Source organism: Amycolatopsis sp. NPDC024027 (assembly GCF_040638975.1).
GTDB lineage: Bacteria > Actinomycetota > Actinomycetes > Mycobacteriales > Pseudonocardiaceae > Amycolatopsis.
Map to the genome: position 1 here is coordinate 350843 of NZ_JBEZYY010000006.1, position 25849 is coordinate 376691.

Annotated in this window: 20 protein-coding genes; 12 read left to right on the forward strand and 8 right to left on the reverse strand. The window is 72.9% G+C overall.

What is annotated here, in order from left to right; translation table 11 throughout:
* Positions 1-47: 47 nt before the first annotated feature.
* The gene (locus tag AB0F52_RS18190) at positions 48-2342 is read left to right on the forward strand and encodes a LuxR C-terminal-related transcriptional regulator (protein WP_360171734.1); all 2295 of its coding nucleotides are present in this window, start codon (positions 48-50) and stop codon (positions 2340-2342) included.
* A 378-nt stretch (positions 2343-2720) separates the two neighbouring features.
* Here AB0F52_RS18190 and AB0F52_RS18195 read toward each other — a convergent pair whose 3' ends face one another.
* Positions 2721-3875: an acyl-CoA dehydrogenase family protein gene (locus AB0F52_RS18195; protein WP_360172058.1), complete on the reverse strand. Its 1155-nt coding sequence runs from the start codon at positions 3873-3875 to the stop codon at positions 2721-2723.
* Between the two features lie 78 nt (positions 3876-3953).
* Between AB0F52_RS18195 and AB0F52_RS18200 the strand changes: the two genes are divergently transcribed.
* The 9 genes from AB0F52_RS18200 to AB0F52_RS18240 all read left to right on the forward strand — a co-directional run bounded on the left by AB0F52_RS18200 (position 3954) and on the right by AB0F52_RS18240 (position 12766).
* A complete protein-coding gene (locus tag AB0F52_RS18200) occupies positions 3954-4673 on the forward strand; it encodes an ArsR family transcriptional regulator (protein ID WP_360171737.1) in 720 nt (239 codons plus the stop codon).
* Positions 4670-5044, forward strand: a complete 375-nt coding sequence (locus tag AB0F52_RS18205) for a VOC family protein (RefSeq protein ID WP_360171740.1) — start codon at positions 4670-4672, stop codon at positions 5042-5044. Before AB0F52_RS18200 ends, AB0F52_RS18205 begins: the two co-directional genes overlap by 4 nt.
* A gap of 10 nt (positions 5045-5054) precedes the next feature.
* On the forward strand, positions 5055-6002 hold the full coding sequence (locus AB0F52_RS18210; protein ID WP_360171743.1) for a pyridoxal-phosphate dependent enzyme: 948 nt from the start codon (positions 5055-5057) through the stop codon (positions 6000-6002).
* 136 nt (positions 6003-6138) lie between these two features.
* Entirely contained in the window at positions 6139-7314 is a 1176-nt protein-coding gene (locus AB0F52_RS18215) for a carbohydrate-binding protein (RefSeq protein WP_360171746.1), read from the forward strand.
* A 17-nt stretch (positions 7315-7331) separates the two neighbouring features.
* Complete coding sequence (locus AB0F52_RS18220; protein WP_360171749.1) at positions 7332-8606, forward strand: extracellular solute-binding protein; 1275 nt, start codon at positions 7332-7334, stop codon at positions 8604-8606.
* A 71-nt stretch (positions 8607-8677) separates the two neighbouring features.
* A complete protein-coding gene (locus tag AB0F52_RS18225; RefSeq protein ID WP_360171752.1) occupies positions 8678-9610 on the forward strand; it encodes a sugar ABC transporter permease in 933 nt (310 codons plus the stop codon).
* Positions 9607-10425, forward strand: coding sequence for a carbohydrate ABC transporter permease (locus AB0F52_RS18230; protein WP_360171755.1), 819 nt, complete (start codon positions 9607-9609; stop codon positions 10423-10425). The genes AB0F52_RS18225 and AB0F52_RS18230 overlap by 4 nt, the downstream gene beginning before the upstream one ends.
* Positions 10425-11915, forward strand: coding sequence for a beta-N-acetylhexosaminidase (locus AB0F52_RS18235; RefSeq protein WP_360171758.1), 1491 nt, complete (start codon positions 10425-10427; stop codon positions 11913-11915). The genes AB0F52_RS18230 and AB0F52_RS18235 overlap by 1 nt, the downstream gene beginning before the upstream one ends.
* 62 nt (positions 11916-11977) lie before the next feature.
* Positions 11978-12766 (forward strand): GntR family transcriptional regulator, encoded by a 789-nt coding sequence (locus AB0F52_RS18240; RefSeq protein ID WP_360171761.1) that lies wholly within the window; start codon positions 11978-11980, stop codon positions 12764-12766.
* A gap of 10 nt (positions 12767-12776) precedes the next feature.
* Here the strand turns inward: AB0F52_RS18240 and AB0F52_RS18245 are convergent, their stop codons facing one another.
* Positions 12777-13763, reverse strand: a complete 987-nt coding sequence (locus AB0F52_RS18245) for an NAD-dependent epimerase/dehydratase family protein (RefSeq protein WP_360171764.1) — start codon at positions 13761-13763, stop codon at positions 12777-12779.
* 366 nt (positions 13764-14129) lie between these two features.
* On the opposite strand from AB0F52_RS18245, the gene AB0F52_RS18250 reads away from it, so the two are divergent.
* Entirely contained in the window at positions 14130-16526 is a 2397-nt protein-coding gene (locus AB0F52_RS18250; RefSeq protein WP_360171767.1) for a hypothetical protein, read from the forward strand.
* A 43-nt stretch (positions 16527-16569) separates the two neighbouring features.
* Here the strand turns inward: AB0F52_RS18250 and AB0F52_RS18255 are convergent, their stop codons facing one another.
* The 4 genes from AB0F52_RS18255 to AB0F52_RS18270 are packed head-to-tail and all read right to left on the reverse strand — an operon-like array spanning position 16570 to position 21254.
* On the reverse strand, positions 16570-17334 hold the full coding sequence (locus tag AB0F52_RS18255; protein ID WP_360171770.1) for an MHYT domain-containing protein: 765 nt from the start codon (positions 17332-17334) through the stop codon (positions 16570-16572).
* Between the two features lie 13 nt (positions 17335-17347).
* A complete protein-coding gene (locus AB0F52_RS18260) occupies positions 17348-17728 on the reverse strand; it encodes a DUF742 domain-containing protein (RefSeq protein ID WP_360171773.1) in 381 nt (126 codons plus the stop codon).
* Positions 17725-18210 (reverse strand): roadblock/LC7 domain-containing protein, encoded by a 486-nt coding sequence (locus AB0F52_RS18265; RefSeq protein WP_360171776.1) that lies wholly within the window; start codon positions 18208-18210, stop codon positions 17725-17727. The genes AB0F52_RS18260 and AB0F52_RS18265 overlap by 4 nt, the downstream gene beginning before the upstream one ends.
* Positions 18207-21254 carry an ATP-binding protein gene (locus tag AB0F52_RS18270; protein WP_360171779.1) on the reverse strand — a complete coding sequence of 1016 codons (3048 nt, stop codon included), beginning with the start codon at positions 21252-21254 and terminating at the stop codon, positions 18207-18209. The genes AB0F52_RS18265 and AB0F52_RS18270 overlap by 4 nt, the downstream gene beginning before the upstream one ends.
* A 354-nt stretch (positions 21255-21608) precedes the next feature.
* Here AB0F52_RS18270 and AB0F52_RS18275 point away from each other — a divergent pair, with 354 nt between their 5' ends.
* Positions 21609-22865, forward strand: coding sequence for a low temperature requirement protein A (locus AB0F52_RS18275; RefSeq protein ID WP_360171782.1), 1257 nt, complete (start codon positions 21609-21611; stop codon positions 22863-22865).
* Between the two features lie 114 nt (positions 22866-22979).
* Here the strand turns inward: AB0F52_RS18275 and AB0F52_RS18280 are convergent, their stop codons facing one another.
* Both AB0F52_RS18280 and AB0F52_RS18285 read right to left on the reverse strand, forming a co-directional pair.
* A complete protein-coding gene (locus AB0F52_RS18280; protein ID WP_360171786.1) occupies positions 22980-23459 on the reverse strand; it encodes a hypothetical protein in 480 nt (159 codons plus the stop codon).
* Entirely contained in the window at positions 23456-25843 is a 2388-nt protein-coding gene (locus AB0F52_RS18285; protein ID WP_360171789.1) for a nitrate reductase, read from the reverse strand. The genes AB0F52_RS18280 and AB0F52_RS18285 overlap by 4 nt, the downstream gene beginning before the upstream one ends.
* Positions 25844-25849 lie beyond the last annotated feature (6 nt).

A 25849-nucleotide genomic window follows, 5' to 3' on the forward strand; every position in this document is an offset into this window, starting at 1 on the left:
GCGTGATCGGAGGGACGACACGGGGGAGCGGACCTAGACTCTGGCGCATGGGTGCCCGTTCCCGCCGAAGCGCCGGCAACCTGCCGGCCGAGCTGACCAGCTTCGTCGGCCGGCGCCACGAGCTCGGGGAAGCGAAACGGCTGCTGGCCACGGCCCGGCTGGTCACGCTGACCGGGGCCGGCGGTGTCGGCAAGACGCGGCTGGCGCTGCGGGTCGCCGCCGACGTGCGGCGGGCGTTCCCGGACGGCGTGTGGCTGGTCGAGCTGGCCGACGTGGGTGATCCGCACCTGGTGCCGAACACCGTGGCGACCGCCTTCGGCCTGCGCGGCACGAGCGACCAGGCCGCCGGGCTCGCCGAGTACCTCGAGGACAAGCAGCTGCTGCTGGTGCTGGACAACTGCGAGCACGTCGCCGACGAGTGCGCGACGCTGGTCGCGAAGCTGCTCGCGGTCTCCGGCGGGCTCCGGGTCGTCGCCACCAGCCGGCACACGCTGCACGTGGAGGGCGAGCACCTGCTGCACGTCGACCCGCTGCCCGTCCCCGGTGACGAGGACTCCGGCGGCGGCCCGGTCGAAGCGGTCACGCTGTTCGCCGATCGGGCGGCCGCCGTCTCGCCCGGCTTCGAGCTCACCCCGGACAACCGCGGGACGGTGAGCCGGATCTGCCGCCGGCTGGAGGGCATCCCGCTGGCCATCGAGCTGGCCGCGGTCCGCGTCCGTGTGCTGGCGGTCGACCAGGTGCTGGAGCGGCTCGACGACCGGCTCGGCCTGCTCACTTCGCGGCCCGCCGCCGTGCAGTCCCGCCGCCGGACCCTGGAAGCGGCGATCGACTGGAGCTTCGAGCTGTGCACCCCCGCGGAACAGCGGCTGTGGGCGCAGGCGTCGGTGTTCCCCGGCGGATTCGACCTCGACGCCGCCGAGCACGTCTGCTCCCCCACCGAGGACGACGGCGGCAGCGCGCTGGACGTCGTGACCGGCCTGGTGGACAAATCGGTCCTCAGCCGGCAGAACGGCACCTTCGGGCGGCACGCCTGGTACCGCATGCTGGAGACCGTCCGCGAATACGGCAGCGCCCGGCTGGCCGAGGGCGACGAGGCCGGCGTGCGGGCCCGGCAGGCCGGGTACTACGCGGACCTCGCACGGCGCTACCGGACCGAGGGGTTCGGCCCGCGGCAGTCGGAGTGGCTCGGCCGGCTCCGCCGCGAGCACGCCAACCTCCGGGCCGTGCTGGAACACTGCCTGTCCGGCTCCGGGCGGGCGAATCAGGCGCTGGACATCGCAGCTTCGCTGTGGAACTTCTGGTTCGGCGGTGGCCTGGTGCCGGAGGGCTGCGGGTACCTGCGCCGCGGTCTCGAGCAGTGCGGCGAGCACACCCTGGTCCGGGCCAGGGCGCTGTACGCGATGGCGTTCCTCGCGATCCAGACCGGCGCGCCGCACGCGGAGCTGCTGGCGGAGCTGGGCGAGCTCGCCGAGGAGTTCGACGACGAACGGCTCCGGGCCGGCCACGCGGAGTGCGCCGGCATGGCCACCTTCTTCACCGGTGACCTGACCGGCGGTGAAGAACTGCTGGAGCGGGCGCTGGCCGGGTACCGCACGGCCGGGGACGCGCTGCTGGTGTTCGACACGCTGATCCTGCTGGCTGCGGCGCGCTTCTTCCTCGGCGATCCGCGAGGTGCGGCCGCCGCGGAGGAGGCGCTCGCCCTGACCGACCGGCACGAGGCGCGCTGGTCCCGCGGCTACGCGTTGTGGGCCGTCGCGATCCACCGCTGGCGCGCCGGCGAGCCCCGGCAGGCCGCCGACCTGCTGCACGAGGCCGTCGCCCTGCGGCTGCCCGACCGGACGCTGCTCGCGTTCCTCGTCGAGGCGCTCGCGTGGTGCCACTCCGCCGAAGGCGAGCACGACCGGGCGGCCCGGCTGCTCGGCGGCGCCGGCGCGGTCTGGCGGCTCAGCGGCGCCCGCGTCGGCGAGATGAGTCCCTACCAGGGCGTCGACGAGCAGTGCGCCGCACTGGCCCGCACGGCGCTCGGGGACGACGCCTTCGCCACGGCGTTCGCCGAAGCGGCCGGCTTCGGCCTCGACGAAGTGGTCCGTTACGCGCTGCGGGAGCGGCCCGCCACGCGGGTGGCGGGCAAGGCGGCCGAGCCCGGCGGGCTGACCCGGCGGCAGCGGGAGATCGCCGAGCTGGTGGCGCGCGGGATGAGCAACAAGGAGATCGCGGCCGCCCTGGTCCTCAGCGGACGGACCGTGGAAGGGCACGTCGAGAACATCCTGGTGAAGCTCGGTCTCACCTCCCGCACCCAGGTGGCTTCGTGGCTGGTGGGGCAGCCCGGGCAACCCGCGTAGCCATCCGGGTAGTTTCCCCGGTCCGCTCGGCGTCCCCTGTGGACGATCCTCTTCCCCGCGACCACTCACCGCCCGGAGGAGGACGAGGTGTCCATCGATTCGGCGCCGCAGACCTGTCCCCGGTGCCGTCGGCCCACGGTCCTGATGTCCCACGCCTGGGGCCGGCAATGGGTGCACGTCGGTACTTGGCGCCCACAATGTGGCAATCCGCCCTGGACGGTCCATTCGGCACCAAGCCGGACACGGACCGCCGGGTAGGCCAGTTCGGACCAGCCGGGCGCGCGGCGCCACCTCGCGTCGCCCGGCAGAGCGTGGTGGGGCCGTGCCTTCCCCTCCCCCCAAGTCGGCACGGCCCCACCACGCTCACTCCGCCCCGGATCAGCCGAGGCGATGGCGCCGGATCAGCTGCCGGGTGATCACCGTGCGCTGGATTTCGTTGGTGCCCTCGCCGACGATCATCAGCGGCGCGTCGCGGAAGTACCGTTCGACGTCGAACTCCGTGGAATAGCCGTAGCCCCCGTGGACGCGGACCGCGTTCAGGGCGATTTCCATCGCCGTCTCGGAGGCGAAGAGCTTCGCCATGCCCGCCTCGAGGTCCGCGCGCTCACCGGAGTCGTAGCGGCGGGCGGCGTGGTGCACCAGCTGGCGGGCCGCCTCCAGCTTCGTGGCCATGTCGGCGAGGAGGTTGCCGACCGACTGGTGCTGCCAGATCGGCTTGCCGAACGTCTCGCGTTCCTGGGCGTACCGCAGCGAATCCGCCAGCGCGGCCCGGCCGACGCCGAGGGCGCGGGCGGCGACCTGGATGCGGCCGATCTCCAGCCCGCGCATCATCTGCGCGAACCCCCGGCCCTCTTCCCCGCCCAGCAGCGCGGTGGCCGGAACCCGTAAGTCCGAAAAGGACAGTTCGCAGCTTTCGACGCCTTTGTACCCCAGCTTCGGAAGATCGCGTGACACGTGGAAGCCCGCGCCCTTCTCGGCCAGGAGGATGCTGATGCCCGCGTGCGCGGGGTCGGCGTGCGGGTCGGTCTTGCACAGCAGGGCGACCAGCTGCGAGCGGCGGGCGTTGGTGATCCAGGTCTTCGCACCGTCGACCACGTAGGACTCCCCGTCGCGGCGGGCGGTGGTGCGCAGGGCCTGCAGGTCGGACCCGCCGCCGGGCTCGGTCAGCGCCATCGTCGCGCGGACCTCGCCGCCGGCCATCCGCGGCAGGTAGTGCTCCTGCTGCTCGCGGGTGCCGTAGGTGGAGATCAGCTTCGCGACGACGGTGTGGCCGCCCATCGCGCCGGCGAGGCTCGTCCACCCGCACGCCAGTTCCTCGGTGACCTCGGCGTAGCACCGGGCCGAGACCGGCGTGCCGCCCCAGGCTTCGGGGACGGCGAGCCCGAAGACGCCGAGCTCCTTCATCCGCTCGATGAGCGCTTCCGGATAGGTGTCGGTGTGCTCCAGGTCCCGCACCACCGGGCGGACGTCGTGGTCGACGAAGTCCTTCACCACCGCGACGATCGCGGCCTCCTCTTCGGTCAGCCCGTCCATCCGCTCCTCCTCTCGCTCGGCTCGCGCCTCCATCATGACGCTCTTTTCCATCAAATCCAGTTGATGTATCGTCCGGGGATGGCCTCGGAGCCGCCCGTGTTCGTCCGCCTCGCCGCCCACCCGCTGCGGTGGTCGCTGCTGACCGCGCTCGCCGGCGGCGACCTGCGGGTCCGGGAGCTGGTGGAGCGCGTCGGCGAGCCGCAGAACCTGGTCTCCTACCACCTGCGGCTGCTGCGGGACGGCGGGCTCGTCACGGCCACCCGCAGCAGCTTCGACGGCCGGGACAGCTACTACCACCTCGATCTCGACCGCTGCGCGGGCGCGCTCGCCGAGACCGGCGCGGCCCTGCATCCCGCGCTGCGCCCGGAGGTCCCGCCGCCGCCGGTGCGGGTCGCGGTGCTGTTCCTCTGCACCGGCAACAGCGCCCGGTCCCCGATCGCCGAAGCCCTGCTGAGACGGCGGTCCGCCGGGGAGGTGACGGTGACCAGCGCGGGCAGCCACCCGAAGGCCGCCCTGCACCCCGGCGCGATCCGGGCGCTCGGGGAGTTCGGCATCGACGTCGGCGGGCAGCGGCCGCGGCACCTGGACGCGGTCGCCGGGCAGCGGTTCGACCACGTCATCACGGTGTGCGACAAGGTCCGCGAGGTCTGCCCCGAGTTCCCGCACCGCCCGCGGCGCCGCCACTGGAGCATCCCCGAGCCGGGCTCCTTTTCCGAGACGGCCGCGGAGCTCGACACGCGCGTCCGGCACCTGCTGCCGGAGCTCGTTACCCCACGGAAGAAGGAGGTCCGGCCATGAGCGAGCAGTACGCCGGCGTCCGGTACGTCGTCGACGACGTCCCGGCGGCCATCGACTTCTACACGACCCATTTGGGCTTCACGGTGCGGATGAGCGCGGCTCCCGCCTTCGCGGACGTCGTCCGCGGTCCGCTGCGGCTGCTGCTCTCCGGCCCGGCGAGCTCGGGCGCCCGCGCCACCCCCGCGGAGTCCGCCGCCGCCGGCCGGAACCGCATCCACCTGGTCGTCGCGGACCTCGACGCGGAGATCGCCCGGCTGACCGGCGCCGGAGTGGCGTTCCGCACCGAAGTGGTGTCCGGCCCCGGCGGACGCCAGGTCCTCCTGGCCGATCCGGCCGGAAACCTCGTGGAGCTGTTCCAGCCCGCGCACTAAGCTGCGCACCGTGCCGGAAACGCGCCTCGACCTCGCCCGGATCCGGGCGGCCCGCGAGGTGATCGATCCGGTCTTCCTGGACACGCCGCTGTACCGCTGCGAGGCGCTGGAACCGGTGCTGGGGTGTGCGGTGAGCATCAAGCTCGAGACGGCGAATCCGGTGCGGAGCTTCAAGGGCCGCGGCACCGAAGTGGTCGCGAGCGGGCTCGCGGGGGCGGTGGTGTGCGCCAGCGCGGGCAACCTCGGTCAAGCCCTCGCGTGGTCGGGGCGCGGCCGGGGGCTTGCCGTCACGGTCGTCGCGTCCCGACATGCGACGGCGGCCAAGCTCGACCGCATCCGCGCGCTGGGCGCCCGGCTCGAACTGGTGGACGGTGACCACGAATTGGCCCGCGAGCGCGCGGCGGCCATCGCTCGCCGCGACCGCATCCGGCTGGTCGAAGACAGCCTGGACCTGGAAACCTGCGAGGGCGCGGCGACCATCGGCCTGGAACTGGTGGACGCCGCAACGTCGTTCGACGCCGTCCTGCTCGCCCTCGGCGGCGGGGCTCTCGCGACCGGCGTGGGGCACGTGGTGCGGTCCCTGGCGCCCGGCACCGAGGTGCTCGGCGTCCAGCCGGCGGGCGCTCCGGCGATGACGCGCTCCTGGCACGCCCGGCGCGTCGTCACCACCGGCCCGACGAACACGATCGCCGACGGCGTCGCCGGGCGGCGGCCGATCCCGGCGGTCCTGGCCGACCTCCTCGTCGTCGCGCACGACGCCGTTCTCGTCACCGAGGCGTCGATCATCGCCGGGATGCGGCTGCTCTTCGAGCACGCCGGCTTGGTGGTGGAACCCTCGGCCGCGCTGGGCATCGCGGCGGTCCTCGAAGACCGGGACCGGTTCGCCGGGCGGCACGTGGTGACCGTCGTGTGCGGCGGCAACGTGGACCTGAGCGCCTACCGCGACTGGGTGCGCTGACGGTCACGGAAATTACCAAAGGTAAGTTTTGCCGCCTCCTTGACTTTACCAATGGTCAGGGAGGAAGGTACTGGCCACCTGATTCGTCTAGACCAATCGGCGCTCCCCGCGGCAGGCCATCCCCAGGAGGAGACCCATGTCCCGCAGCAGCATCCGGACCACCACCGCAGCCTTGACGAGCCTCGCCACCGCGGCCACGGCCGCCCTTGTCCTCTCCGGCGGGGCCGACGCCAGCCCGGCGTCCGCCGCCGCCGGCTGCGGTGTGCTCTTCGACGACTTCCACTACTCCTCGCCCGGTGACGGCGCCTTCGGCGGCGCCGGGTGGACCACGCGCAACGACGTCGGCAGCCCCGGGGTGCCGGGCGCGCGCTGGCTCACGAGCAACATCAGCTTCCCGGCCGTGAACGGCGAGCGCGTCGCCCAGCTCACCGCCACCACCGACGGCAGCGCCGCCGGCACGACCCACGCGGAGCTGTACCAGAACCAGCTGCGGTTCTTCGAAGGCACGTACGCCAGCCGCGTCCGCTTCACCGACGCGCCGGACAGCGGCCCCGACGGCGACCACGTCAACGAAACCTACTTCACGATTTCCCCGCTGCGGTACGACCGCGACCCGCTCTACAGCGAACTGGACTTCTCGGAGTACCTGCCCAACGGCGGCTGGGGCGGCTCGACGGCGAACTACCAGACCAGCTGGTACACCTACTGGAACAACCCCACGTGGGACGGCCTGCGCACGTCCACCGCGCAGAACCGCAGCTTCGCCGGCTGGCACGACGTCGTCACGCAGGTCTCCGGCGGGCACGTGAAGTACTACATCGACGGCGTGCTCACCGCGGACCACACCACCGACGCGCAGGGCAACCCGGTGTACCCGCGCACCCCGATGTCGATCAACTACAACATGTGGTTCATCGACACCGCCGGCCACACCAGCGGCACCAGCGCCTACACCGAACAGGTCGACTGGACCTACTACGCGGGCAACCAGGTCGTCTCCCCGGCCGACGCCGTCGCCCAGGCCGGGCAGTACCGCTCCGCCGGAACGTCCCATGTGGACAGTGTCAATGGCTGCAGCACGCCGACCACCCCGCCGGCGACCACCCAGCCGACCACGCCCACCACGCCGACGACCCCCACCACCCCGACCCAGCCCGCGAACTGCTCGTCGGCAGCGGAATGGGACTGGGGCACCGTGTACCTCGAGGGCCAGCGGGTGAAGCACAGCGCCCACCTCTGGCAGGCGAACTGGTGGACGCAGGGTTCGGAGCCCGGCCTCACCGCCCAGTGGCGCGACCTCGGCCACTGCTGACCACTCAGGAGCTCCCCGTGCGCAGACGCATCCTCGCCGCCGTACTGGCCGTCGCCACCGTGACCGCCACCGCCTGCGGCACCGACACCCCCGCTCCCGCCGCTCGCGGCGGCGGGCTGACCGTCTGGCTGATGAACGGCGATCTCAGCGACAAGGCCGCCGCGGCGATCGGCGCCGCGTTCGAGAAGGCCACCGGCGCGAAGGTCACCGTGCAGATCCAGGAATGGGACAACATCAACACGAAGATCAGCACCGCGCTGGCCCAGGACACCACGCCGGACGTCATCGAAATCGGCAACACCGACGTCCCGCTGTTCGCCGCCAACGGCGCGCTGACCGACCTCACCCCGCACCACGACGAGCTCGCCGCGGGCCAGACCTGGCTGCCCGGCCTGGCCGGACCGGCCACTGTGGACGGACACCTCTACGGCGCGCCGCTGTTCGCCGGCAACCGCGCGGTGATCTACGACAAGCAGGTCTGGGCCGACGCCGGCGTCACCGACCCGCCGAAGACCCTGCCGGAGCTCACCGCCGCCCTGGACAAGATCAAGGCGAAGCACCCGGCGCCGGACTACTCGGCCTTCCACTTCCCCGGCCGGTACTGGTTCGGCGCGCTGCAGTTCGTCTGGGACGCGGGCGGGCAGCTGGCCACCCGGAAGGACGGGAAGTGGACCGGTGCGCTGGAAAGCCCCGAAGCGCTCAAGGGCCTGCAGGCGTGGAAGGACTTCCAGAACGCCTACTCCTCCCCCGCGTCCCGCAACGTCGACACCAAGGCCCCGGACCAGGCCGCGATCTTCTCCGCCGGCGGGGCCGCGGCCATCCTCGACACGAGCGTCAACACCGTGCTCAAGAACAAGCCGGAGCTGAAGGACCGGCTGGGCACGTTCCCCTTCCCGAGCGGCACGCCCGGGAAGACGCAGCCGGTGTTCCTCGGCGGCTCGGACCTCGTCGTCGCCGCCAAGAGCCGCAACCAGGACCTCGCGCTGGCCTACCTGAAGGCGGCCACGGACCCGGCCGTGCAGCGTGACGCCATCGCCGGCATCGACGGCTGGACGCCGATCTCGACCGAGCTGATCGACCGGATCACACCGGCGCTGCCGCCGCTCAACGTCGCGTTCGCCACCGCGGCGAAGACCAGCGTCGCCACTCCGGCCGCCCCCGGCTGGGCGACCATCGAGAGCGACAAGTCCATCAACACGTTCTTCGCCGACATCGCCACCGGACGCCGGCCGATCGCCGACGCGGCCCGGGAGTTCGACGCCCACCTGACCGAGGCGCTGGGCGCCCGCTGACCGGCGGGGTGGCCCGGCCGACCGCCGTCCCCGCCGAGCCACCCCGCCCCTGTTCCGCGAAGGAGTCCCCCGTGCTGCTCGAGAAGGCACCCACCCGGGAAAGAACGGCGGCGCCCCGTCGCCGCTCCCTGCTGCCCTACGGCCTGCTTCTGCCCGCGGCCACGCTGCTCGGGCTCGTGCTCGGCTACCCGCTGGTGCGGCTGGTCGTCATTTCGCTGCAGGACTACGGGCTGCGGTCGCTGTTCACCGGCACGACCCGCTTCGCCGGCTGGGACAACTACGCCGCCGTCCTCGCCGATCCCGAGCTGCTCGGAGTCCTCGGGCGCAGCCTCGGGTTCTGCGCCGCGCTGGTGGCCGGCACGCTGGTGATCGCCTCCGGCGTCGCGCTGCTGCTGCGTGGCCTGGGCCGCCGGATGCGCACGGCGGTCACCCTCTGCCTGATCGCGGCGTGGGCCCTGCCGAACGTGGCGTCCACCCTGGTCTGGCAGTGGCTCTTCCAGCCCGGCTACGGAGTGGTGAACTGGCTGCTGACCCGGCTCGGGTTCGGGGACCTCACCCAGCACGACTGGACCACGACCCCGGCGTCGGCGTTCACCCTCGTCTGGCTGCTGGTCGTGTGGCAGTCGGTCCCGTTCGCCGCGCTCACCCTGCACGCCGGCCTCTCCCAGATCCCGCGCTCCTACTACGAAGCCGCGGCGCTGGACGGCGCCGGGCCGTGGCGGGTGCACCGCACGATCACCGTCCCCTTCCTGCAGCCGATCCTCGGCCTGGTCACCATCCTCTCGGTCATCTGGGACTTCACCGTGTTCAACCAGATCTGGATCCTCACCCAGGGCGGCCCGGGCGGCGGCACCACGACGCTCGGCATCTGGACCTTCACGCGCGCCTTCAGCCGCAACGACTTCGGCCAGGGCGCGGCGATCGCCGTCGTCTCGGTCGTGCTGCTGGTCGGCCTGACCGCCGTGTACGTGCGGCGGCTCGTCCGGTCCGGGGAGGACCTGTGATCCGGCGGTTCGGCCGCAACGCGATCGCGGCGGTGTTCTGCCTCGTGTGGATCTTCCCGGTCTACTGGATGGTGCTCACGGCGTTCAAGCCGGCGGGCAAGATCCTCCAGCCCACGCCCGAGTTCCTGCCCGTCGACGTCACCCTGGGCAACTTCGCCGGCGCGCTCGCCAAACCCGGGTTCGTCCAGGACCTCGCCAACAGCGTCGTGGTCGTCGTCGCGGTCGTCCTGCTGTCCATTGTGGTCGCCTTCCTGGCCGCGACGGCGTTGACGCGCTTCCGGTTCTTCGGGCGCCGCAGCTTCCTCGTCGGCGTGCTCGTGCTGCAGATGGTGCCGGTGCCCGCGCTGGTCATCCCGCTGTTCCTCGGCCTCAAGAGCGCGCACCTGCTCGACACGCTGCCCGGGCTGATCCTGACCTACGTGGCGCTCGTGCTGCCGTTCACGATCTGGACGCTGCGCGGCTTCCTGCACGGCATCCCGGTCGAGCTGGAGGAGGCGGCGATGGTCGACGGCGCGACGCGCGGGCGGGTCATGCGTTCGGTCCTGCTGCCGCTCGTGCTGCCCGGGCTGATCGCGACCAGCGTGTTCGCCTTCATCACCGCGTGGAACGACTTCCTCTTCGCCTACGTGATCATGAAGGACAGCTCGGGCTACACGCTGCCGGTCTGGCTGGTTTCGTTCAGCACCAGCACCGGCACCGACTACGGCGGCCTGATCGCCGCGTCGACGCTGTTCGCACTGCCCGTCGTCATCTTCTTCGCGCTCGTGCAGCGCCACCTGGTCGAAGGCATGACCGCGGGCGCGGTGAAGGGCTGATGCTCATCCCCCGCCCCGCGCGGCTGACCCGCCGCGCCGGTTCCTGCGTGCCCACCGGGATCCTGGCGGGCCCCGGCACCCACGGCCCGGCCCGGCTGCTCGCCGCGTACACGGGGCTCCCGCTGGTCCCCGACGGCCCCGCCGTCCGGCTGGCGCGGAAGCCGGGGCTGGGGCCGGAGGAGTACACCCTGGAAGTCACCCCCGGCCGCGCGCTGCTCACCGCGTCCACGGACGCGGGCCTGCTCGCCGGGGTGCAGACGATCCGCCAACTGCACCCGCGGTTGCCGTGCCTGACGATCCGCGACGCGCCCCGCCTGCCGTGGCGCGGCGTGCTGCTCGACGTCGCCCGGCACTTCATGCCGCTTTCGTTCCTGCGCGAGTTCGTCGACCTCGTGGCGCTGCACAAGTTCAACGTCCTGCACCTGCACCTCACCGACGACCAGGGCTGGCGGATCGAGATCGGCGGATGGCCCCGGCTCACCGAGGTCGGGGCCTGGCGGGCCGAATCGATGGTCGGGCCCGCGGGCAGCGGCGTCTTCGACGGCGTCCCGCACGGCGGCTTCTACACCCAGCGGGAGCTCCGCGACCTGGTCGCCTTCGCCGCCGAACGCGGCGTGCGGATCGTGCCGGAGATCGACCTGCCCGGGCACGTGCGCGCGGCACTGGCCGCCTACCCTTCGCTGGGCAACCGGCCTGAAGTGGCGCTGCCGGTGTGGACGGAGTGGGGCATCAGCCCGGACATCCTCGGCGTCCACGACGAGGCCTTCGCCTTCTGCCGGGACGTCCTCACGCAGGTCGCCGAGGTGTTCCCTTCGCCGTACCTGCACATCGGCGGCGACGAATGCCCGACCACGCAGTGGGAGACCAGCCCGGACGCGCAGGCCACCGCGGCGGGCCTCGGGGTGCGTCCCGCCGAACTCCACCCGTGGTTCCTCGGCCGGCTGCACGACATCGTCGCGGAGCTGGGCCGCCGGGCCGTGTGCTGGGACGAGACCGGCCACGCCGCGGGAGGGCTGCCGGCGGACTTGGTCGTGACCGCGTGGCGCGACCCCGCCCACGGCGCGCTCGCCGTCGCCCGCGGCCACCAGGTCGTCATGGCGCCGCACACGTCGACGTACTTCGACTACCGGCAGAGCGAGGACCCCGGCGAGCCGCCGCGCGAGCCCGTGACAACGCTCGAGGACGTCTACCGCTTCGATCCCCTGGCGGGCGGGCTGCCCGTCAGCGACGGGACGGCGCCCGGGGTGCTCGGCACCCAGGCCCAGCTGTGGACCGAGCACGCGCCGACCCCCGAGCACGTGCGGCACCTGGCATTCCCGCGGCTGTGCGCCCTGGCCGAGCGGGCGTGGTCGCCGCCGAGCCGCGGTTATGCTGATTTCCGCCAGCGCCTGGCCGGCCACCTCGACCGGCTACGCGCGCTGGGTGCCCTGCCGAAGGAGCGCGTCCGGTTCGCCGGCGCGCTCGGAGTATCCGGGAAGACGGTGCCTTGACCGCTGTGCCATCCGGGGATGCGCCCGGGGGATCCGCCACCCGGAGCCCCCGAAAAGAAGCCGTGACATCCGGGGCTCCGCCCCAGGCCGGGGGCTCCGCCACCCGGAACCCCCGCAACGAAGCCGGCGAGCCGGCCGACCGGCCGCCCACCGTGAAGCGCGACCGCGTCCGGCGGCACCTGCTGAAGGTGATCGAGAACGCCGGCCCCGGCACCGGGCTCGCCTCCGAACGGGACCTGGCCGCGGAGCTGGGCGTCTCGCGCCCGACCGTCCGGGCCGCCATCGACGAGCTGACCCGCACCGGGCTGCTGGTGCGCCAGCGCGGCCGGGGCACGTTCACCAGCCCGCACAAGGTCACCCAGGAACTGGCGACCGGGCTCGCGGTGCCGCCGGCGGAAGGCCACTGGACCAGCCGGGTGGTCGCGTTCGCGGTCTCCCCCGCCCCGCGGTCCCTGGCCGGGGAGCTGGAGCTCGAGCCGGGCACGCCGGTGCTGCGCGTCACCCGGGTCCGGTACGTCGACGACGAACCGATCGCGATCGAAGGCCTGGCACTGCCCGCTTCCCTGGTCCCCGGCCTGCGCCCGGCGGACCTGGAGGCGGGCAACTTCTACCGGCTGCTGCGGGAACGCTTCGGCATCGCCGTGCAGGACGCGGTGCAGACGATCGAACCCGCGGTCACCGACCCCGGCCAGGCCGAGCTCCTCGAAATCGCCGTGTACGCCCCGATCCTGCACATCGAGCGGCTCACCCGGGACACCACGGGCCGGATAGTCGAGCTGACCCGCTCGGTCTACCGCGGCGACCGTTACCGCATCACGTCGAACCTCCGCTTCGACGCCGAATCCGGTTAGCGCCCCGGCTTCAGCCGAGGGCGTCGAGCAACTCATGCTCACGCCGCGCGCTCAGACCCGCGCCCCGCTCCCGACCCAGCCCCTGCTCACGCTCCCAACGCAACGTGTCCGCCAGCAACTCCGCCCGGGGCCGGTGCCGCAACCCCGCGGCACGCGCCGCGGACCCGTCCCGGGCCGACCACCCTTCCCAGCCCGGCTCGACCAGCCACATCGCCAGCGATTCGGGCCCCATGTACTCGGCCACGCCGTGGGCGCGCAGCCACTCGGACCCGGCGGTGACCACCGGGCCGGTGTGCCCGCCGGCCGCGCGGGACAGCTCGATCCACTCCCCGAACGGAACGACCGGGCCCACCGCGTTGTAGGTGCCGGTGGTGCCGGTCTCCGCGGAGTCCAGCAGCCAGGCGGTGAGGTCCCGCACGTCGACCACCTGGGTGGGCACGGCCGGGGTGCCGGGGACCAGCATCGGCCCCCGCGGATCGCGGGCCGCGCGGGCGACCCAGTAGCCGGAGCGCCCGGTGTGATCACCCGGGCCGCCGATGAGCCCGGCCCGGGCGATGAGGAGGCGCTCGCCCACCGCGGCCGCCGACGCCTGCTCGCAGGCGACCTTCGCTTCGCCGTACAGCGCGCGGTCGACCTCGTTCCGGTCCGTCGGGGCGAGCAAGGCCGCGGACTCGTCGGCTCCCGGGGTGGCGTGGGAGGCGTAGACGTTGCCGGACGAGACGTACACCCAGTGCCCGGCCTTGCCGCCCAGTGCGTCGAGCGCTCCGCGAACGAAACCCGGCTGCCACGAGACCTCGACGACCGCGTCCCACACCCGGTCGAGCAGGGGCTCGTACGCCGATCGGTCGCGCCGGTCGGCGGCGACCAGGGTCGCGCCGTCCGCGGCTTTTCCGCTCTCGCCGCGCGCGAGGCAGGTCACCCGGTGGCCGCGTTCGATCGCCTGCCGCGACAGCTCGCGAGCCACCCACGCCGTTCCGCCCAGCACCAAGATCTCCATACCGACACCCAAGCACCGAGATCACCACCGGGCCAGCGAATTCGCTCACAGCTGATGATGGGCCGCAGGATCGGGCTTCCGGTGAATAAATCATCGGCCACTTCGGAAAACGTCGTTTCTTAGCCCACCCTCGTTACTCGAACGAGTGAACGCCGGACGGCGTTCGGGTGACGACCACAGCGAAACCCCTCGTCACGGCAGATGCCCACCACGGCAGACGGCCCAGCAATTGCGCTGTTCGCATCGCCTTTTCGGCGCCCGGGTGAGAGTGCTTCAACCACACTGCCGGAGCGGCATAGGATTTTCCTTCGGCCAGGAAAACGTTTCCTGACGCATTTCACCCCTTTCCGGAATCGAGGACCAACCATGCGAAGACGCATGCTGGGGGCGGTCCTGCCCCTGGCGCTCGCGACGGCCACCGTCGTCCCGCTGCCCGCGGCCGCCGACCCCGCCCCGGCGGTCTCGGCGCTGACGAAGTCCGTGCAGGGCACCGGTTCCCCGGCCGCCCACGGCGCGACCGCGAACTGGGTCGTCGGCTACGAAGACCACGCGACCACGACCGGCGCCGCCGCCATCACCGACGCCGTCGGCGCCGGCCTGGCCTACCAGTCCGGGTCGCTGCACGTCCCGCCCGGCTGGACGCCGGAGTGGTCCACCGACGGCAGCACGTTCACCGGTGCCGAACCGGCGTCCGGCGTCACCGCCGTCCGCGCGACGAACCCCGCCGTCGGTCCCGACGCGACCCAGCTGACCGGCGCCCTCACCCCGCCCGTGCAGGCGGTCACCACCGCGACCGGCGGCGACGGCTTCTCGCCGATCCTGTACCGCACGCCGAGCGGCTCGCTGCAGGCCTGGAACATCTACCACCACCTGGGGGCCACGTCGCCGAAGGTGGTCTGCACCGAGCTCGCCACCGGCACGCGGTGCCCGGGCGGCCCGTGGCCGAAGGTGCTCAACACCGCGCCCGGCCCGCTCGGCACGCTGGGGGGCGGGGACATCGCCACCACCATGGTCGAGCAGTACGTCCGCGATCCCGCGTCGCCGGCAAAGGTCTACTACCCCGCCGTCACGGCGGCTTCCGTCGGCGTCGCCTGCCTCGACATGGCCGCCTCCGCCAACTGCGGGTACTGGGCGCTGGCCCCCACCGGTGGGTCGCCCGCGGTCAGCGGCATCACCGGGCTCGTGGAGACCGGCGGCAACCTGTACGGCCTGATCAGCAGCGGCGCGGTGGTCTGCTGGACCATCGCCACCCAGAGCGCCTGCGGCGGCCAGCCGTACGCGCCGATCGCGCCGCCCATCGGGGTGAACTCGTACGTCTACGGCGCGCTGGACGTCGTGGCGGGCAAGGTGTTCGCGTCGTCGTCGGACCCCAACACCGGTCAGCAGCCCTCACTCGGCTGTTTCGACCCGGCGACGACCGCGGCGTGCGCCGGCTGGGCTTCCTGGCGGCCGACCGGACCGGCGGGGAACTTCACCTACAACGCCTACACGGCGTTCGGCGCGACCGGTGCCCCGGTGGGGGTGTGCTCGTCGACGACCGGCGGCAGCAACGTCACGACGTGCTACGCGCTCGACGGGTCGGCGCTGCCCGCGCCACCGGGCGCGGCCGCGCTGCCGAACGGGACGTACGTCTTCAACCCGGAGGTCGTCACCGACCCGAGCGGCCACGTGCGCAGCTACCTCCCGGTCTGGAACGGCGGTATCGCGGGTGCGGCGGTGTGCCACGACTGGACGACGGGGGCGGCGTGCGCGGGACTGCCCGCCCGGATCACCCACCCGTCGGTGAACGGGGGCGCGACGCGGGACTACGGCTACGCGTACGACCCGCCGTCGGGCTGCCTGATCGGCCTCGGCGACGCGGGTGTGCTGTTCTCGATGGACCCGATCACCGGTGCCACGCCGTGTGTCCGCTCCGGCGGGCAGGTGACCCTGCGGCCGGGTGATTTCTACTGTGACGGCGGAAGTCACGTCCAGGGCTACACGTCCGCGCGGCTGACGGGCGTCGACCCGGCGAACGTCGACTTCGCGGCGTCGCGGGTGACGGTCGTCGACCAGGACAACGCGGTGGTGCCGACCCCGGGCTTCGCCCCGGACGGCTCGGTCGACCTCAGCGGCGTCTCGGTGGCGGCACACCCGTCGATCACCGTGACGACGACCCTGGTGCTCCACAGCGCGGCGGGCTTCAGCGGTTCGCTGGTGGTGGACTTCGCCGGCGACGCACCCCAGGTGTGCTTCCGCACGACGATCTCGGCGGACTGCACGGTGACGTCGGTGGCGAACACGGCGACGGGCACGGATTCGACGGGTTCGTTCAGTTCCAACACGGTGACGCTCCCGGTCGCCCCGGGCGCGTCGTGCACCCCGAAGGTGACCGTGGAGAAGGAGATCTGCACGGCGATCCACCCGGCCCAGTGCGGCCCGGGCGGCGCCGGGCCGTGGGCGAAACAGGCCCCGGTGGGCCTGCTCGGGGTGCTCGCGGCGTCGGCGTACTGGCGGATCACGGTGACCAACCAGGGTCCGGTGGGGATCACGTCCGCGCAGGTCGTGGACACCGTCGAGCCGACGTGCCAGACGGGGCCGTTCGCACTGGCGGCGGGCCAGACGAAGCAGGTGTACTGCGCCACGTACGCGCTGCTGAACCTGTTCCCGATCACCAACAAGGCGAAGGTGACCTACGTACCGGTGAACGTCCCGCCGGGGACACCTCCGTCCACGACGGACTGGTCGTCGGCCAAGGCCTGCTCGCTGCTGTGCAGCCTGTGAGGAGGTGAGATCGCCGGCCCGCGGACGTGCTCCGCGGGCCGGCTCACACCGTGACGGCGTCTTCCACGACGGTCTCGGCGGTTTCCGCCGGGACCGCCGGCGCCATCAGGACCGCGCACAGCGGCACGGCCATCGCGATCGCCGCCAGCACGAAGACCGGGAACAGGAAGGAGAACACCTCCGCGCCCGCCGGGTCCGGGGCGTTCGGGTCCATCGTCATCCGGACCGCCGCCATGCCCGTGTAGTGCATGCCCGTCACCGCCGCGCCCATCACGAAGCCGGCCAGCAGCCGCAGCGGAAGGCGGTCGAGGAAGACCGCGAACCACAGCGCGGCGGTCGCCGCCACCACCGCGATCACCACCGAGAGGGCCACCAGGCCGCCGTCGTAGCCGAAGTCGCCCTTCACCCGCAGCGCCGACATCCCCGTGTAGTGCATGACATTCACCGCCAGGCCGGTGATGACGCCGCCGAGGGCCAGGCGCCACCAGCCGAACTTCGCGCGGCCGCCCACCACCACGAGCCCCGCGAACACCGCCGCCACCGACAGGATCGCCGACAGGACCGTGCGGAAGATGTCGTAGCGGACCGGCATGCCCGGGGTGCTGAAGCCGAGCATGGCCACGAAGTGCATCAGCCAGATGCCGACGCCGCCGATCGAAACGGCGGCCAGCACCAGCCACCGCACGCGGTGGCGGGGATCGGCCGCGTGGCGGGCTTGGACCGCGCACGCCAGCCCGAGCGCGCAGCCGACCACCGACGTCAGGTACGCGAGCACGAGCAGCCAGTGCCCCAGCGCGAAATGCTCCATGGCGAAGTCCTCTCTACAGGTCGCGCAGCCCGTGCAGCACGCGTTCCATCAGGTCGTGGCGCTCGTCCCAGGTGGCCGTGTCCGACAGCGTGTCGCGAACGATCACCAGGTAGTCCTGCATCAGGTCCGACACGAGCACGCGGACCACGCCGAGCGGCAGGCCCAGCAGCGCGGCGATCTCCATCAGCGACCGCGGCCGGACGCACAGCTCGAGCACTTCCGACAGCGCGCTCGACGTCTGGTAGACGGCCTCGGCCCGGCCGTCGGCGGTGGTCTCGACCAGCGCTTCGACGGCGATTTCGACGGCCGGGGCCGTCCGGCCTTCGGTCCACGCGTAGGGGCGGGCCAGCGCCGGGCTGCGGCGCGGCTCGTCCCCGGGCGGATCGTCGGTCACCGGTGGTCCTGGGCCACCGGTATCTCGCGCGCGGGCACGTCGACCTTCTGCCCCACCCGCTCGACCAGCATCGTCATCTCGTAGCCGACCAGCCCGATGTCGCAGCCGGTCGAGGCGAGCACGACGAGGTTCGAGCCGTCGCCGACGCTCATCAGCAGCAGGAACCCCTGCTCCATCTCGATCACCGACTGCACGACGCGGCCGGCGGTGAACAGCTCGGCGGTGCCGAGGGACAGGCTGGACAGGCCGGCCGCGATGGCCGCGAGCTGGTCGCCGCGTTCCCGGGGCAGGGTGTCGTCGGCCGCCACGAGCAGGCCGTCGGCGGAGACCAGCACGGCGTGCGCGACTCCCGAGACGTCCTGGACGAACCCGTTGACGAGCCAGTTCAGCGTCGTGGACCGTTCGGGCGGCGCGGGGAGCGTCCCGCTGAGGGAGCGGGCCGCCTGCTGGGTGGCGGAGCGCCGGGGGTGCAGTTCCGTCATCGCGGATCCACTTCGTCCTTTCCGGATTGTTCGGCACGCGCGGCGCTTTCCATCCGGGCGGCGCGCATGCCTTGGTAGTGCCGCGAAAGACTGCTGCGCACGGCGGCGGCGTCGCGGAAAGTCCCACCGGCCTCCTCGCGCGCGCGAGGAACGACGGCACCGGGAGCGAGCTGCGCCCCGGGCCGCCGGGTGGGCAGGCCGGCATCGGTGAGGTTCCGCGCGGCGGGAGGCTTGAGAGCGCTTTCGGCGGCTTGCCGCGTGCGATCGGCCGGGGTGTCCCAGTCGCCGACGGGGGCCGGCGCGGGACGGGTGGCGGGATCGGCGGCATGGGTTTCGGCTCGGCTGGGCCGGCTTGCCGCTTCGGCGAAAGAGGTCTGCTCGGCCGGAGCGGCCCGGTGCGCCGCGGTCGTTTCGGCACGGGCCGCCCACCCTGCCTCGGCTGGGGCGATCCGGTCCGCCGGCTCCGCCGAAACCGCTCCCTGCGCCGCGGGAGTCTCGGCGCGGCCCACCTCGGCTGAAGCGATCCGATCCCCCGGCTCCGCCGAAGTCGCTCCCTGCGCCGCAGAAGCTCCAGCATGGCCCGCCCACCCAGGCTCGACCGGCGCCATCCGATCCGCCGGATCGGCTCGGTGCGCCGCGGCAGCCTCGGCACGGCCCGCCCGTCCAGCCTCAACCGAAGCCACCCGGTCCACCGACTCGGCTCCACGTGCGGTGGAAGCCTCGGCACGGGGCGTCTCGACCGAAGCCATCCCGTCCACCGAGCCCACCGGCTCCGCCGAAACGGCGCCATGCGCTGCGGCAGTCTCCGCACGGGCCGCCCACCCCGCCTCGGCACGGCCCGCCTCGAGCGAGGCGATCCGGTCCGCCGCGGATTCCGCCGTGGCCACCGAGTCCGCCGAGTCCGCCGGTGCCCGGTGGGCGGCGGGACGCTCGGAGCCTTCCTCGGGCTCTGCGTCCGCCGTCCGCTCCCCCGCCGCCGGCCACTGGATCGGACCCTTTGCTCCGTTGCGGCGGACCACCGGCTTGGCCGGCGGCTCGGTGAACCAGCTCGTCACCACCTGCTCGAAGATCGGCGTCGAAGCCTGGGCCGGCACCACCGGGGCCACCGGCGGCCGCGGGTGGCCGTTGCGGCCCGCCGGGGCTCGGCGGCCCGCGCCGATCGGGCGGGCCAGGTCCGCCAGCACCAGTGCGCCCGGGACGTGGACGCTCGCCGTCACCCCGGCGTGGCGGGCCGCCGCTCCTGTAGCCCGCAAGCGCACCGTCACCCCGTGCAACGCCGCCAGCCTGCCGACCACGAACAGGCCCATCCGGCGCGTCGTCTCCGGGCCGACCGTGCCGGCCGCCGCCAGCCGGGCGTTCACCGTCGCCAGCTCCTCCGGGGTCATGCCCAGCCCCTGGTCGACCACCTCGATGAGCAGCCCGCCGTCGGCGCCGCGGTCGGCCGTCAGCGCCACCTTGTGCTCCGGCGGCGAAAAGCGCGTCGCGTTCTCCAGCAGCTCGGCGAGGATGTGCACCACGTCCGCCGCCGCCTCGGGCTGGACCGAACTGCGCGGCGCGTTGCCCAGCGCCACCCGGCGGTAGTCCTTGACCTCCGACGTCGCCGCGCGCAGAAGATCACGCGTCGGCACCGGTTCGCGGCCGTGGCGGACCGGGCGGCCGCCCGCCAGGACGTGCAGGTTCTCCCCGTTGCGGCGCAGCCGGGTCGCGATGTGGTCGATGCGGAACAGCTCGTCGAGCCGGCGCGGGTTGTCCTCGCCCGCCTCGAGGTCTTCGATGATCGACAGCTGCTGCTCGACCAGCGACTGGCTCCGCCGCGACAGCGTCATGAACATCTCGCTGACCTGCTTGCGCAGCTCGGCCTGTTCGACGGCGAGCCGGACCGCCTGGCGGTGCATGTCGTCGAACGCGCGCGCCAGCTGCCCGATCTCCTCGTCGGTCCGGGCCCCGCTGCCGGGCACCGCGCGCCAGTCGACCTCGTGCCCCTCGCGGATCTGCCGGACGGTCTCCGGGAGCTGCTCGTTCGCCGCGCGCAGGGCGGCCGCGCGCAGCCGGCGCACCGGCGTGACCAGCGAGCGCACCACCAGCAGCGCGATCGCGAGCGCGCCGAGCAGCGAACCGAGCACCAAGGCCGCGTCGCGCAGCGAATCCGCGCGGGCCCGGTCGGCCGCGGCCGAGACGTCGCCCGCCAGCTTCGCCGCGACGTCGTTCAGCACGGCCGTCACGCCGGTCGTCTCCGCGGCGATCGAGGGCGTGAACGACGCGAGCGGCGCATTGCTCCCGCTCTCCTGCAGGGCGTCGAGGCGGGCCTCGGCGGAACTCGCCGCCGCCTTGAACCGGGCCAGGAGATCCCCCGAGAGCTGGTGTTCGGCCTGCTCGCCGAGCACCTCCTGCTCGGCCGCGGTCTGCACGACGGCCGGGCGCAGCGAAGCGTCGTCCGGGCTGTTCCGGGCCGCCCGCGCGTAGGTCTCCTCGGTGGCCAGCTCGGCCCGCAGGTGCACCAGCAGCCGGGCGGTTTCGGCGCCGGCCGCGGTTTCGGCACCGGCGTCGGCCGGGACGAAGGCGGGCACGAGGTCGCCGAGGGTGGCGATGATGTCGTTGTAGCCGCCGGCTTTCGTGCGGACGTCACCCCCGCCGGCGCCGGCCGCGCGGATCCCGGCGAGCTTGCCCAGCGCGGTGTTCAGCGCCCGGCCGGTGTCGCCCGGCAGCGGCGCGAAACCGGCGTCGCGCTGGACCGCGGCCACCTTCGCGTCGACAGCCGCGGTCAACGTGTCCGGCGCGCCCGCCGGAACCGCGACCGCGGCCACCATTTCCTCGCCCAGCGAGGCGGTCAGGTCGATCGTGTCGTGCAGCACCGGCAGCCGGTCGCGGGCCGCGCTGAGCGCCGTCGCCCGGTCGAGTTCGCCCTGGATCCGGACTTCCGCGAGCGCCACCGCCACCAGGACCGGCAGCAGCAGGACGACGCTGATCTTGGTGCGGACGCTCCAGTGCGCCGGCCACCACGCGGCGTCCGCCGGGCGGCGGAGCGTGGATCTGCTTTCGTGCATGGCGGAATCGCTCGATTCCCAGCCGCGGGTACGGCCGATGTCGAACTCGGACAGGACGAGGAACCCCAGGGGAAGACGTGGCGTTGATCGAGCCGATCAGCAGAAGACATCACCCGCTGCGTGCTTGTCAACCCTGCCCGGCGGCGTTTCGGAACGCCGAGATCCAATTATTTCCCCGTCTCACGGATTGTGTTCCGACGGTCGCTGCTTGCACACTGTTCAAGCGTGTTCGCGCAGCTCCGGGCCCACCGAGGCGGCAAAACGAGATGCGGCTTCGCGCTGGCGGCAGAATTACCCACAGGAACGGGTGGGGCGAATTCCGGCATTGTTCGGACGGTGTGTTATTAATTCCCCGTGACCGATGTGGACGAAGGCGGCAAGCGGGTCGGCTGGGTCGAGCTGTACTTCGACCTGGTCTTCGTGTTCGCGGTGGGACAGGTGGCGCACGGCATCGTCGCGGACCCGCACTGGGCGCGCGCGGCCGCGGCGCTCGGCCTGTTCGCGACGCTCTGGTGGACGTGGATCGGCTTCGCCGTGCTGTACAACCGCCGCGGCGACGACAGCCGCGTCGCCGACCGGCTGTTCGTCCTCGCCGGCACGATCCCCTGCGGGATCGCCGCGACGCAGGCGCACCACGTCTTCGAAGGGCACCCGGCGATCTTCGCCGCGGCGATGGCCGGGGTCCGGCTGATCCTGGCGGCCGCGCACCGGTGGCCGCGCGACGGGATCGACCAGCGGCGGATCAGCGTGGGCTACACGGTTTCGGCCGTCTTGTTCGGCGTCTCGGCCGTCATCCCGCACTCGTGGGTGCTGTGGGCGGTCGCGCTCCTGCAGGAAGCCGGATTCCTGCTGCTCGGCGACCGGCACGAACGGCGTCGCGGCGAGCGGCCCACGCGCGAAGCCCGGTGGCGGATCATGCTGGCGCCGCCGCGCGACCCCAACCTGGCGATCGACTCGGCGCACCTCGCGGAGCGGTTCGGGCTGTTCATGATCCTGCTGCTCGGCGAGCTGGTGATCACGGTGGGCACGGCGGCGCTGGAGCGGCCGGCCGACGACCTCGGGTACTGGCTGGCCCTGGCCGGCGGGCTCGTCCTGGCGGGGGCGCTCTGGTGGGTGTACTTCTCCTCGGCGGTGGAGATCTACGAGCGCATGCTGGGCTTCTCGGGCGGCAACCCGGCGCTGGCGTATTCGCTGTACGCGGGCGGGCACCTGATGCCGGCCTTCGCGCTGGTGCTGATGGCGGCGGGGGTGAACCTGTCCCTGCACGAGTCCCCGCCGCAGGCGGCGGTGTGGTTCACGACGGCGGGCCTGGCGATGTACCTGGCCGGCACGAGGGTCTTCGCGGCAGGGTCGCACCGCTGGTACTTCGCGCTGGCCCGGGTGGCGGCCCTGGCGGTGACGGTGAACCTGGCGTTCCTGGACCGCGTGCTGCCGGCCCCGGCGGTGGTGCTGGTGATCGCGGTGTGGGCGGTGGGAACAGCCGCGGTGACGGCGGTGATCCGCCACCGGAGCCTCACCAGCCTCGACGAAGACCCGGTGGCGTTCTTGCGGCAAATCGCCGACCAGCACCGGCCCGGCGGCGACGACAAGAACAGCGAGTCCGGCGGCTGACGCAAGCGGCGGCAAGCCGGCAGCTCGATCCTTCACCGCACCTTCCGGCCGGCGGCACCCGAGCCTTGGTCCGGCCGTGCCTCAGCGGTGCTTCCCGCCGATCCGCCGGCCCCGCTAGCTGGTCAGGATCTGCGGCGACAGCACCTTGAGCATCGCGTTCGTCCACTTCAGCTGCCGCAGCGTCTGCGGGTGGCAGCGGGTCGCCAGCTCGAGCAGCCCGCCGTCCTTCGCCGCCTGGGCGCCCTGGGCGAGCAGTTCCCAGTCGAGCGACACGCCCGCCGCCCGGCGGTGAAGGCGGCGCAGGTCCGCGAGCAGGAGGAGGCCCGGCTCCGGGCGGCGGCCGCCCAGTTCCGCCAGTGCCGTCCGCAACGGCTCCAGCGGGCCGGGACCGGGAACGTCCTCGCCGAGGTCCAGGTCGTGGGCCCGGCCGGCGCGGGCGATGTCGCGGACGTGCGCCGCCGACCAGGCCGCCAGGTCGCGGGCGACGTGGTGGACCTCGTGCTCCGCGTGGTGCCGGTCGGCCGTCTTCACCAGGTCCTTGGCCAGGTGGGTCTCCGCTCGGTGCAGTTCGCGCAGCACCAGTCCGAGCTTCATCGGACGACCTCCTCGTCGACGGCCGCGGGCACCGGCTCCGGCCGCGGGGCCGCCACGGCGGCGACCTTGCGCAGCGCGGCCGCGGCCGTCTTGAACAGAGGCTGCTTGGACACCGGGTCCCAGTCGGTGAACGTCAGCTCGTTGGCCGCGCGGTCGCCGTCCTTGTCCGCCGGGTGCTCGACGTCCCAGTAACCGTAGTGGAACGGCAGGAACAGCACGCCGTCGCGGATGCCACCGACGCGGACCCGGGCGCGGACCGCCCCGCGGGGTGTCGAGACCTCCGCGAGGTCGCCTTCGGCGAGCCCGGCGGCGGCCGCGTCGCGTTCGGACACCTCGAGCCACACCTCCGGCGCGGCCGCGCGCAGCTCCGGTGCCCGGCCGGTCTTCGTGCGGGTGTGGAAGTGGTGGATCGTCCGGCCGTTGATCAGGAAGAACGGGTGGTCCTCGCTCGGCGCTTCGTGCGGCGGAACGTACTCGGCCGCCTTCAGCATGGCCTTGCCGTCCGGGTTCATCGCCCGGTACTCGGCGGGTTCCACGGGCGCCCCGGTGACGAGGTCGCGGCCGTAGCTCTCGCAATAGCCGGGCTGGGCGAAGAACTTCCCGTCGGCGTACAGCCGCTCTGTCCCGTCCGGACTGTCCGAAGTGCACGGCCACTGGACACCGCTGACCTCACGCAGCTTCGCGTAACTCAAGCCGCTGTAGTCGCACGGCCGCCCCGCCGACGCGCGCTTCCACGCCTCGAACGCCGTTTCGGCGTCGTGCCACTGCGGGAACGGTTCGCCGTCGTTGCCCCGGAAGTCCATCCGCCGCGCGTAGTCGAGGAAGATGTCGAGGTCGGGACGCGCCCGCCCGGGCGGGTCGACCGCCTTCTCCGACAGGTGCACCGTACGGTCGGCGTTGGTGAACGTGCCGGTCTTCTCGCCCCAGATCGCCGCGGGCAGCACGACGTCGGCGAATTCGGCCGTCTCGGTGCGGAAGGCGTCCTGCACGACCAGGAACAGCCGCGACGAGTCCAGGATGGACCGGATGCGGTGCAGCTCGGGCAAGGAGACCGCCGGATTGGTGGCCGACACCCACAAGAACCGCAAGGTGCCGGTTTCGGCGTAGCGCAGCATCTGCATGAGGTGCGTCGGCGGCCCGTAGTGCGGGATCTTGCCGACGTCGACGTTCCACAGCGAGGCCAGCTCGGCGACGTGCGCGTCGTTGGCCCAGTTCCGGAACCCGGTCAGGTCGCCGTCGGCGCCACATTCGCGGGTGTTCTCCGCGGTGGGCTGGCCGTTCATCTGCAGCACGCCGGCGCCGGGACGGCCCAGCATGCCGCGCAGCAGTACGAGGTTGTTGACCTGCACCGCGGCCGCGGACGCCTGGTGCGACTGGTAGAAACCCTGCAGCACCGTGCACAGCAGCCGCTCCGCCGAGCCGAGCAGCCGGGCCGCCTCGCGGAGCTGCCCGGCGTCGACGCCGCAGATCCGCGCGGCGCGCTCGGGCGGGTAGTCGGCGACCACCGCCGCGAGGTCGTCGTAGCCCACCGTGCAGCGGCCGACGTACTCGCGATCGACCCACCCGTGCTCGATGATCTCGTGCAGCAGCCCGTTCATCAGGGCGAGGTTGGTCCCGGGCAGCGGCGCCAGGTGCAGCGTCGCCGCCCGGGCGACCGGGGTGTCCCGCGGGTCGGCGCACAGCACCGCGGGCGGGTTCGGCCCGGCGAGCCGGTCGAGCACGCGCGACCACAGGACGGCCTGCGTTTCGGCCATGTTGTGCCCGAAGAGGGCGATGACGTCGGCGTGGTCGACGTCGGTGTAGGACGCCGGCTGGCCGTCGCAGCCGAAGGATTCCTTCAGCGCCGCGGCCGCGGTCGCCGTGCAGAGCCGGGTGTTGCCGTCGAGGTGGTGGGTGCCCAGCCCGCCGCGGGCGATCGCGGCGAGCGTGTAGTACTCCTCGGCGAACAGCTGGCCGCTGGTGTAGAACCCGAGCGCGCCGGGACCCTGTTCGTCCAGGAGTTCCTTGCTGCGCCGGACGACCAGGTCCATCGCCTCGTCCCAGCTCGCCTCGACGAGCTCGCCGTCCTTGCGCACCAGCGGCGTCGTCAGGCGGTCCGGCGAAGAGTTCGCCTGCCAGCCGAAGAGGTCCTTCGGATCGAGCCGGCCGTGGTTGACGCGGTCGTCGGCCCGGCCGCGGACGCCGGCGATCCGGCCGTCCTTCACCGCGATGTCGAGCCCGTCGCCGTTGGAGTGCAGCACCGCGGCGCTGCGGACCCAGCGGTCGACGTCGTCCGGCCGCAGGCCGTCGGCGAGGCGGCTGTCCACCCGCACCGGCCACGGTTCCCCCGGCCCGTACGGCGTTCTGGTCCCCCAGGGCTCGGTGATTCCGTCGCGCTTACGCATCGCAAG

What these genes read in the sequence shown, in the direction of transcription:
- AB0F52_RS18250 (WP_360171767.1), top strand. Translation starts at nt 14,130, where the DNA reads ATGCGAAGACGCATGCTGGGGGCGGTCCTGCCCCTGGCGCTCGCGACG.
- AB0F52_RS18190 (WP_360171734.1), top strand. Translation starts at nt 48, where the DNA reads ATGGGTGCCCGTTCCCGCCGAAGCGCCGGCAACCTGCCGGCCGAGCTG.
- AB0F52_RS18255 (WP_360171770.1), bottom strand. Translation starts at nt 17,334, where the DNA reads ATGGAGCATTTCGCGCTGGGGCACTGGCTGCTCGTGCTCGCGTACCTG.
- AB0F52_RS18270 (WP_360171779.1), bottom strand. Translation starts at nt 21,254, where the DNA reads ATGCACGAAAGCAGATCCACGCTCCGCCGCCCGGCGGACGCCGCGTGG.
- AB0F52_RS18280 (WP_360171786.1), bottom strand. Translation starts at nt 23,459, where the DNA reads ATGAAGCTCGGACTGGTGCTGCGCGAACTGCACCGAGCGGAGACCCAC.
- AB0F52_RS18265 (WP_360171776.1), bottom strand. Translation starts at nt 18,210, where the DNA reads ATGACGGAACTGCACCCCCGGCGCTCCGCCACCCAGCAGGCGGCCCGC.
- AB0F52_RS18195 (WP_360172058.1), bottom strand. Translation starts at nt 3,875, where the DNA reads ATGGACGGGCTGACCGAAGAGGAGGCCGCGATCGTCGCGGTGGTGAAG.
- AB0F52_RS18205 (WP_360171740.1), top strand. Translation starts at nt 4,670, where the DNA reads ATGAGCGAGCAGTACGCCGGCGTCCGGTACGTCGTCGACGACGTCCCG.
- AB0F52_RS18200 (WP_360171737.1), top strand. Translation starts at nt 3,954, where the DNA reads ATGGCCTCGGAGCCGCCCGTGTTCGTCCGCCTCGCCGCCCACCCGCTG.
- AB0F52_RS18285 (WP_360171789.1), bottom strand. Translation starts at nt 25,843, where the DNA reads ATGCGTAAGCGCGACGGAATCACCGAGCCCTGGGGGACCAGAACGCCG.
- AB0F52_RS18215 (WP_360171746.1), top strand. Translation starts at nt 6,139, where the DNA reads ATGTCCCGCAGCAGCATCCGGACCACCACCGCAGCCTTGACGAGCCTC.
- AB0F52_RS18245 (WP_360171764.1), bottom strand. Translation starts at nt 13,763, where the DNA reads ATGGAGATCTTGGTGCTGGGCGGAACGGCGTGGGTGGCTCGCGAGCTG.
- AB0F52_RS18235 (WP_360171758.1), top strand. Translation starts at nt 10,425, where the DNA reads ATGCTCATCCCCCGCCCCGCGCGGCTGACCCGCCGCGCCGGTTCCTGC.